Genomic DNA, 4,613 nt, shown 5'->3' with positions numbered 1-4,613 from the left:
CACTGCGGGGCTGTCCACCACTGCGAGCCGGGCCGCCGCGTCGCGCGTTGTTGCTGTTGCGAGGATTCGCGGTGCGAGCCGGTGCCTGCTCGGCCTTCGGTGCGGGCTGGACGTAGCGGGCCTGCTCGCCGACGAGATTCGCCACTGCGGGCGAGTCGGCGGTGACGCGGATGGGCGTGACCTTGATGTCGGCCTTGCGCAGCAGGACTGCGGTGTCCTTGCGCTGCTCGGGCAGGACGACGGTCACAACGTCTCCGGCGCTTCCCGCGCGTGCGGTGCGGCCGGAACGGTGCAGGTATGCCTTGTGCTCGGCCGGGGGATCGACGTGGACGACGAGCTGGACGTCGTCGACGTGGACGCCGCGGGCTGCGACGTCGGTGGCGACGAGAACGCGGGCCTGGCCGGAGGAGAACGCGGCGAGGTTGCGGTCACGTGCGGCCTGCGAGAGGTTGCCGTGCAGATCGACGGACGGGATTCCGGCGTCGGTGAGCTGCTTGGCGAGCTTGCGGGCCTGGTGCTTGGTGCGCATGAACAGGATGCGGCGTCCGGTGCCGGAGGCGAGCTGGTGGACGAGCTTCTTCTTGGCCTCGACGCCGTCGACCTCGAACACACTGTGTGTCATGGCCTCGACGTGCGACGTGGCCTCGTCGACGGAGTGTGTGATCTGGTTGTGCAGGAAGCGCTTGACCAGCTTGTCGACGCCGTTGTCCAGGGTCGCGGAGAACAGCATGCGCTGGCCCTTGTCCGGGGTGGCAGCGAGGATGCGGGTGACGACGGGCAGGAACCCGAGGTCGGCCATGTGGTCTGCCTCGTCGAGGACGGTGATCTGGACGCCGTCGAGGGTGAGGTGACGCTGCTTCATCAGGTCTTCGAGGCGACCGGGGCAGGCGACGACGATGTCGACTCCGCCCTTGAGTGCGGAGACCTGGCGGACCTGCGAGACGCCACCGAAGATCGTGGTGACCTTCAGCGAGTATGCGGAGGCAAGGGGTTCGATCGCGACGGCGATCTGGGTGGCGAGCTCACGCGTCGGCGCGAGGATCAGGCCGCGGGGGCGGCCGGGCTTGCGGTTACCGGGGAGCTGGCCGGCGAGGCGAGCGACCATCGGGATGGAGAAGGCGAGTGTCTTCCCGCTGCCGGTCTTTCCGCGTCCGAGCACGTCGCGTCCCTGCAGTGTGTCGGGGAGCGTATCGGCCTGGATGGGGAATGCTTCGGTCTTGCCCTGGCTCGCGAGTACATCCGCGATGGCCTGGGGTACACCGAGTGCAGAAAAAGTCTGTGGGGTCGTCATAGTGATGAAAAGTGCCTTTCGGGCAGGGTGTTGCACCTGCGGGCCTTCGGGCCGAGATGCAAGGTGGCGAGACTGCCGGTGGGCAGTTTCGATCGCCGTAAGAGAAGCCTGTGCAGGGTGCACATGGAGGTTCGGGAGCATTCCACGACGTCTGACGTGCAGCTACGCGCGTCGTTGACGAGTGTAACCGAGTTGTGGACAGCTCTGTTCCCGCCGTCGCTGATCACGCGGCGTCGAAGTCGAAGAGTCCTTCGAGTATCACGTTCTCGATCGTCGAGTTGTAGAGCTCGACCACCGGCATCGGCGGCGCACTCGAGTCGTAGGTGTGCCCGGTGGGTGAGATGAGTACGTAGCGGTGTCGCGCGTTGCGTTTGTCTCGTAAGGCCTCGGCCGTCCAGCCCTCGCCCTCTTTCGCGTAATTGCATGCGGCACAAAGGCCTGCGCCGTTCTCGGCGCTCGTTCTGCCGCCTGCGGAGTGTGGTCTTATGTGATCGTGGTGACGGATCGGTGCGTCGCACCACGGAGTACGGCAGGTGCGATCTCGAAGATCGATGAGGCGTCCCAGCGCTGTCGGAAATGCGCGTGATGTGGACTCCACTGCCGTCAGTGCGCCGGACGTCGGATGCGCGTAGAGGCGGCGCAATGCGACGTGCGTCTCACTGTCGAGTGTGTCTCGGATGAGTTGCCGTGCGACGTCGGACGGAATGTCGCCATAGCCGTGCATGTATGCGGACGTGTCACCGCCGGCGAGGAGGGTGGAATCCGAGATCACGATGTCGACGGTCACCGGAGGACCCTGTGTTGCGGATGCGCCGGTGATGCGCTCGAATACGAGGTCGGCCATGATCTGGTCGCGGGTTCGTGTCTCACCGCCTGCATTGATGAGAGTGTCGGCGTCGCGTCGCAGTGTTGCCCACATGCAGACCGACTTCTCCATCGAGGTGAGCGCGGTGAAGAAGCCCATCGACTCGGGTGCGGGGCGGGTGCTGGTGCGGCGGGCGGCGTAGGCCTTGGCGCGTCGTTTCACCTGGGAGGCGGCGTCGAGTTCGTTGGCGAGTGCTCGGGCCCGGCCTTCGATGGAGCGGTCGCCGGCACCGGCCAGTGTGGCGGGGTCGGCGCACAGTCGTTCGTCGATGGTTCGGCGGTCGTCGACGGTGAGGCATGCGGTTTCGCGAGCGAGGATCATGCGCGCCATTCGTTGATTTCCCCGGCTTTCAGGCGCGCCAGGGTGTGCGGCATTTCGTGCACAAGGGCGCGAGCAAGGCCGAGGTGGGTGCCGCCGCGGTTCGGTGATTCGCGTCGGGCCAGGCCGATCTGCGACGCAATACCGATGCGCCACTGCGGTTTCGGCTTACCGCGCTCGCGGCGTTCATTGCTGATGGTCGTCGCCACGGCGTCGGTCACCACGGCTTGAACTGCCACGCTGGCGCACTTGATCGTCTCGAGTGCCGAGATCAGATCGATGCCCGCTGCTGCGTCGAGATCGAACTCCGATGACTGAAGGCGCGCAACGAAGCGCAGCACTTCATCGGACGTGAGTGGTGAATCTTGTACGGCTGTGACCACGAGTTCCTCCCCAGTACTCGAATGCATGTTCGATAGTACGGGCGTTTTCAGGGTTGCGCAATAGGAGGGGGAGAATCGCGGAATCGTTTCGGTGGTGCCCTCGGCAGGATTCGAACCTGCGACCTACCCTTTAGGAGAGGGTTGCTCTATCCCCTGAGCTACGAAGGCTGGTGATTGTTCTCGTGATCCGAAGTCGTTGTGCAGCAACGGCTTTCGTTCCATCGAACAATCGGTTGCGGATGAGCTTGCTGCCACGGTGCACAGCCGGCCCACATCGCGCTCGCTAGTCTAGCGGCCAACCGTGTCGATCGTGAAGCAGGTTGCCGCTGGTCGTCACAGTCCCGGTCAGCGACGCGATCAGGTTCAGGGCGGTGCGGTGCTGGTGAGCGGTGAAATCGGCGATCGATTCGAGGCCGACGAAGCACTGGATATCGCGGGCGAAGGCGTCGAATGTCGTCGCCCTCCTCCTGCAAACGCGCGCGCAGTTGCCAGACGCACGCAAGATCGCCGTCGTATCGCTGTCTATTCCGCTCGCACCTGACAAACGCGCGCGCGTTTGCGGATCCCGAAGCCCCGTCGGATCCCGAGGTCCCGCAATCCCGAGGTCCCGCAGCCGGAGCGCAGCCCCATCCCCACCACCTAATCCGCCGCGATAGCGTCCACGATGTTCAGTCGCGAGGCGTGCACGGCCGGCGGAGCCGAACCCAACAGCGACAGGCCGAGGGCGACGAGTCCGTACAGCAGCACCGACCAACTCGCGGTGTAGGCGACCGGAATTCCGATGCTGGCTCCGAGGATCAGGGTGCTCAGGTATTGCAGCCCCGCACCGATGATCAGGCCGAGGACACCACCGACGATGCCGACCGACAGTGCCTCGGCGAGCACCATTCGCGCCAGGGTTCCGCGGCCGCCGCCCATGGCGCGCAGTACCCCCAGTTCGCGTCGACGCTCGAGTACCGACAGTGTCAACGTGTTGAGCAATGCGACGGCAGCGACGAGCGCGACGATCCACTGCAACGCGATCGCCAATGCGCCGGACTGTCGGATGGCGGCACTCGTGCCCTCGAGAGCGGCAGCGCCGGTGTAGACGAAGGCCTCGGGTGGCAGCGCCGCACGAAGTGAATCCTGCACGGCGGCAACGTCTCCGTCGACACCGATCTCCAGGTAGGTCGCCCCGGGCCGGTCGTACCACCGCTGCATCGAATCCAACGAGATCGCCATGGTGCCGCCTGCGGCGTTGATGTAGTCGACCAGATCGAGCACCCGCACGTTCTGCACGCCGGTCGGCGTCGGCAGATCGATGGAGTCACCCTCGGAGACGCCCAACGTGGTGCCGAGCGCCTTCGAGAGCACCACTCCGTCGCCGGCCAGCACGCCGGATCGAATATCGTCCGATAGCGAGGCGAGAGTCACCGCATTGCTGCCGTCGGCGACGCCCTGGATGGATACCGTCTCGCCGTCGATCGTGGCATAAGCCCACTGCCCCTCGACGATGCGAGAGACCCCCGGTGTCGCCCGGACAGCGTCATCGACAGAGGCGGGAACGATCGGGCCCGACGGGATGGCGTCGGGCGAGGTCATCGACACGTACAGGTCGGTATCGGCCAAGGACGACAACGATTCGGCTGCCGAGTCGGTCATGTTGGTCAGCGAACCCGACACTCCCACACTGACTCCCACCGCGATCACGATCGTCATCACGGTCGCCCAGATACGCCGCGGGGCGCGGGCTCGATGGTGGCGGTCGGCGAGGCGA

General features: G+C 65.6%; 2 protein-coding genes, 1 tRNA gene and 1 pseudogene. All 4 read right to left on the bottom strand.

Going from position 1 to position 4,613, the window contains the following annotated elements; all coding sequences use genetic code 11:
* The coding region (locus RHBS_RS24740) for a DEAD/DEAH box helicase (protein WP_145977595.1) at window positions 1-1,291 on the bottom strand (1,291 nt) is incomplete at its 3' end.
* 223 nt (window positions 1,292-1,514) lie between these two features.
* A pseudogene (locus tag RHBS_RS24735) lies at window positions 1,515-2,884 on the bottom strand (HNH endonuclease).
* A gap of 65 nt (window positions 2,885-2,949) precedes the next feature.
* Window positions 2,950-3,025, bottom strand: a tRNA-Arg gene (locus RHBS_RS24730).
* A 471-nt stretch (window positions 3,026-3,496) separates the two neighbouring features.
* Window positions 3,497-4,613 (bottom strand): ABC transporter permease (locus RHBS_RS24725; RefSeq protein ID WP_236745411.1); only part of this gene is annotated, 1,117 nt, incomplete at its 5' end.

Origin of the sequence: Rhodococcus sp. BS-15 (assembly GCF_000813105.1) — a bacterium.
GTDB lineage: Bacteria > Actinomycetota > Actinomycetes > Mycobacteriales > Mycobacteriaceae > Rhodococcoides.
The sequence above is the reverse complement of the archived record's forward strand: the minus strand, read 5'-3'. Positions and strand labels throughout refer to the sequence as shown.